We start from the raw sequence: 2,853 nt of genomic DNA, 5'->3' as shown, positions 1-2,853 counted from the left end.
CCCTCGGACCCCATGCCCTTCCGAGAATCATGCCTGGCCGCGGCCGCCCCCGGGCACGGCGTCGACTCGTGATGATACGCATGGTCGCGACGCTGCGCGCCGGACTTTCGTCCTGCGCCCGATGTCCGCATCCCAACCTTCCACAGGCCTATACCGCGGAAATTCCGCAGAATTCCACGCCCTTCCACATGGCCGCCCTTTGCCCCCGGGCAGCCGGCGCTAAGCTCGCTGCGGGCAAGGGGCAGACCGTCATGATAAACGCGCTGAATGTGGGCTTGAGCACGTCATCCCCTTCCTTCGCAGAGCTGTGACACGCTCGATTTCGAGCGACGCCGAATCCCGGCCAAAGCCGGCGACGAGCAAACCGTATTGCCACCTCATCCGGAAGGAATGTTCAGATGACCTCGACCACTTCTTCGACACTCACCTTCATCTTGTTTGTTTCAGGATGCATAGCGCTGGCGCTGCTGTTCATCAACGCGCCGCAGGGGGAATTCCAGTCGAAATACGTCAAGGCAACGCCCGCCACGCAAGGAGCGTCGCCCACCCGCATCGACATCGACAACGACGCGCATGCGATACGCTTCTATGTCGACGGCAAGCAGGTCGCGCTGCTCGACGCATCTGGCTTCAAGCCATGAGGAGGCCGCAGAGCCAGGAACGGAAACCTGCCATGAAGATCGTCCTATCCGCGCTGACGGCGCTTCTCCTTTCGGTCGCGCTGACGCAAGGGGCCGGGGCCAAGACGAAAATCGTGGTGACCGAAAAAAAGGCCGCCACGACTGGCAAGCATCGGCCGCCGCTCGATCAGACGGCAACCGGCGGCATCGTGCCTTTGGCGGGCCAGACGCCGGAGACCGGGGATCCGGGCCAGGCCTATCCGCAGCCGCTGGACCTGCATTTCTAGGCCAATTGCGGGAAATGCGCGGGCGAACGACCCGGCCAACAGCCACCCAGCCATCCTGAGGGCTGGGGGCTTAGCGCCGCTGGCACGGCGGTGCATGCCTCCTACGCGGACCTCACGGGCTGCGGTCCGCGGGGAAAGCGCGCGGCTTGACCAGGCCATTGCCGGCGCGATAGGCGGGCGCAGGCCATCCAATTGATGAAAGACCGCCATGACCGACCTTATCGTGAAAGACAGCAACGGCACGCCGCTGAAGGATGGCGACTCCGTGACGCTGATCAAGGACCTCAAGGTCAAGGGCACGTCCGAGACGATCAAGCGCGGCAGCTGGTGAAGAACATCCGCCTCAACGGCAATCCCGGCGAGATCGAATGCAACACCAAGCCAGGTCAAGGGCCTGGTGCTGAAGACGGAGTTCCTGAAAAAGGCGTGATTGCGGGATCCCATCTCCCCTTATGTTGCACTGCGTTAGATTTGTTGCATTGCGATAGCGGCGCATAGGGCCGAGGCTTTGCCTCAGGCGGGATACGAACGAGCATTCACGAGGTTCGTATTCGTGTCAGCATCGGCGCAGGATTTCCGACCCGATATCGAAGGGTTGCGGGCGGTGGCCGTGGCGGGCGTCGTGGCCTGCCATTTCGGCCTGGCGGCGCTGCCGGGCAGCTTTGCCGGGGTCGACATCTTCCTCGTTATCTCGGGCTTGGTCTCCTTCATCCTCTGGGCCTGGCCGACGAACGTTTCGCAGCCCTGGGCCCTCTACTTCTCGCCGCTGCGCGCTTGGGAATTTGCCGCCGGCGGCCTCGCATCGATGGCGCCGGCGCGGCTTTTGCAGGCGCGTCCGCTGCTGGGGCGGGCGTTGAGCCTGGCCGGCCTGACGATGATCGGGACCGCTTATCTCACCTTCAGCGAGGACGCTTCCTTCCCCGGCTTTCTGGCGCTTCTGCCTGTCGCCGGCACGGTCCTTCTGCTCAAGGCGGGAGCGGCCGGCGCCAGGGACGGCTATTCACCCGATTCCGAGCGGAATTGGGTGAATGCCGCCCTGGCGTTGTCGCCCTTGCAGTGGATCGGCAGGCTCTCCTATTCGATCCATCTGTGGCATTGGCCGGTCATCGTCTATGCCGGCATGCTGGCGTCGGAGCTGACGCCCATCAAGCGGCTCTATTGCCTCGCGCTGACGCTGGCGCTGTCCGCCCTTACCTGCCGCCTCATCGAGAACCCGATCCGTCGCAACGGCTGGCTGATGGCCAATGCGGCGCGGGCGCCGGTGCCGGTCCTCCTCCTGACCGGCACCGGCGTCGCAGCCGCCCACGGCAATGCCAGGCTTGCCGTGCGCGACCTCGATCCGCAGCAGCGAACCATCGCCGCCAGCGCGGCCGAGCCATCATGGCGGGACGCGGCGGCGACACGGCCAACGACGCCATGGCGGCGGTTGAGCGCGACATCGTCGACAGCATCCCCGACGCTGCTTACGTCGACCTCACCGACCGCTTCCGCAGCGCCACCGCCTGCCACGCCTTCCTCGACGGCAAGCTCGCCTTCCGCGACCAGCACCATATGGCCACGCCCTTCGCGGATCGCTGGAGCCGGAGGAGGAGAAAAGGGTGATGTCGAAGGTGGGAAGATAGGGCGACGACGCCCACGCGTTCGTCATCCTAGGGCGGAGCAAGGAGCGAAGCGACGCGCGCAGACCCTAGGATCCATGCCGTGACGCTAAGGCTTTGCAACGGGGACAGAATTCTGCACCGCCGCGCTTCGCGGCGAAGGTCACGGCATGGATCCTCGGGTCAAGCCCGAGGATGACGACCGGAGGGGCGTCGGCGCCTCAATGCGCCCCCCTCTGGCCTGCCGGCCATCTCCCCCACAAGGGGGGGAGATCAGCAGTTCCGGCGCCGCGCCTCAGCCCACCACAACCACAAAATGCTTGGTCACCGGCTCGAGGATCTTCCAGG

3 protein-coding genes and 1 pseudogene are annotated in these 2,853 nt (G+C 65.1%); all 4 read left to right on the top strand.

What is annotated here, in order from left to right; all coding sequences use genetic code 11:
- Positions 1-398 precede the first annotated feature (398 nt).
- The 4 genes and pseudogenes from EOA28_RS31395 (at position 399) to EOA28_RS31380 (ending at position 2,612) form a co-directional block, all read left to right on the top strand.
- The gene (locus tag EOA28_RS31395; RefSeq protein WP_108702863.1) at positions 399-641 is read left to right on the top strand and encodes a hypothetical protein; all 243 of its coding nucleotides are present in this window, start codon (positions 399-401) and stop codon (positions 639-641) included.
- Between the two features lie 32 nt (positions 642-673).
- Complete coding sequence (locus EOA28_RS31390; RefSeq protein ID WP_127252655.1) at positions 674-907, top strand: hypothetical protein; 234 nt, start codon at positions 674-676, stop codon at positions 905-907.
- A gap of 208 nt (positions 908-1,115) precedes the next feature.
- Positions 1,116-1,337: pseudogene (locus EOA28_RS31385) on the top strand (alkylphosphonate utilization protein).
- Positions 1,338-1,460: 123 nt separating this feature from the next.
- The gene (locus EOA28_RS31380; protein ID WP_245463260.1) at positions 1,461-2,612 is read left to right on the top strand and encodes an acyltransferase; all 1,152 of its coding nucleotides are present in this window, start codon (positions 1,461-1,463) and stop codon (positions 2,610-2,612) included.
- The last annotated feature ends 241 nt before the right edge of the window (positions 2,613-2,853 follow it).

Origin of the sequence: Mesorhizobium sp. M2A.F.Ca.ET.067.02.1.1 (assembly GCF_004023285.1) — a bacterium.
GTDB lineage: Bacteria > Pseudomonadota > Alphaproteobacteria > Rhizobiales > Rhizobiaceae > Mesorhizobium.
The sequence above is the reverse complement of the archived record's forward strand: the minus strand, read 5'-3'. Positions and strand labels throughout refer to the sequence as shown.

Excerpts from the sequence above, each read along its gene's own strand:
- EOA28_RS31395 (WP_108702863.1), top strand. The coding sequence starts at position 399 with ATGACCTCGACCACTTCTTCGACACTCACCTTCATCTTGTTTGTTTCA.
- EOA28_RS31390 (WP_127252655.1), top strand. The coding sequence starts at position 674 with ATGAAGATCGTCCTATCCGCGCTGACGGCGCTTCTCCTTTCGGTCGCG.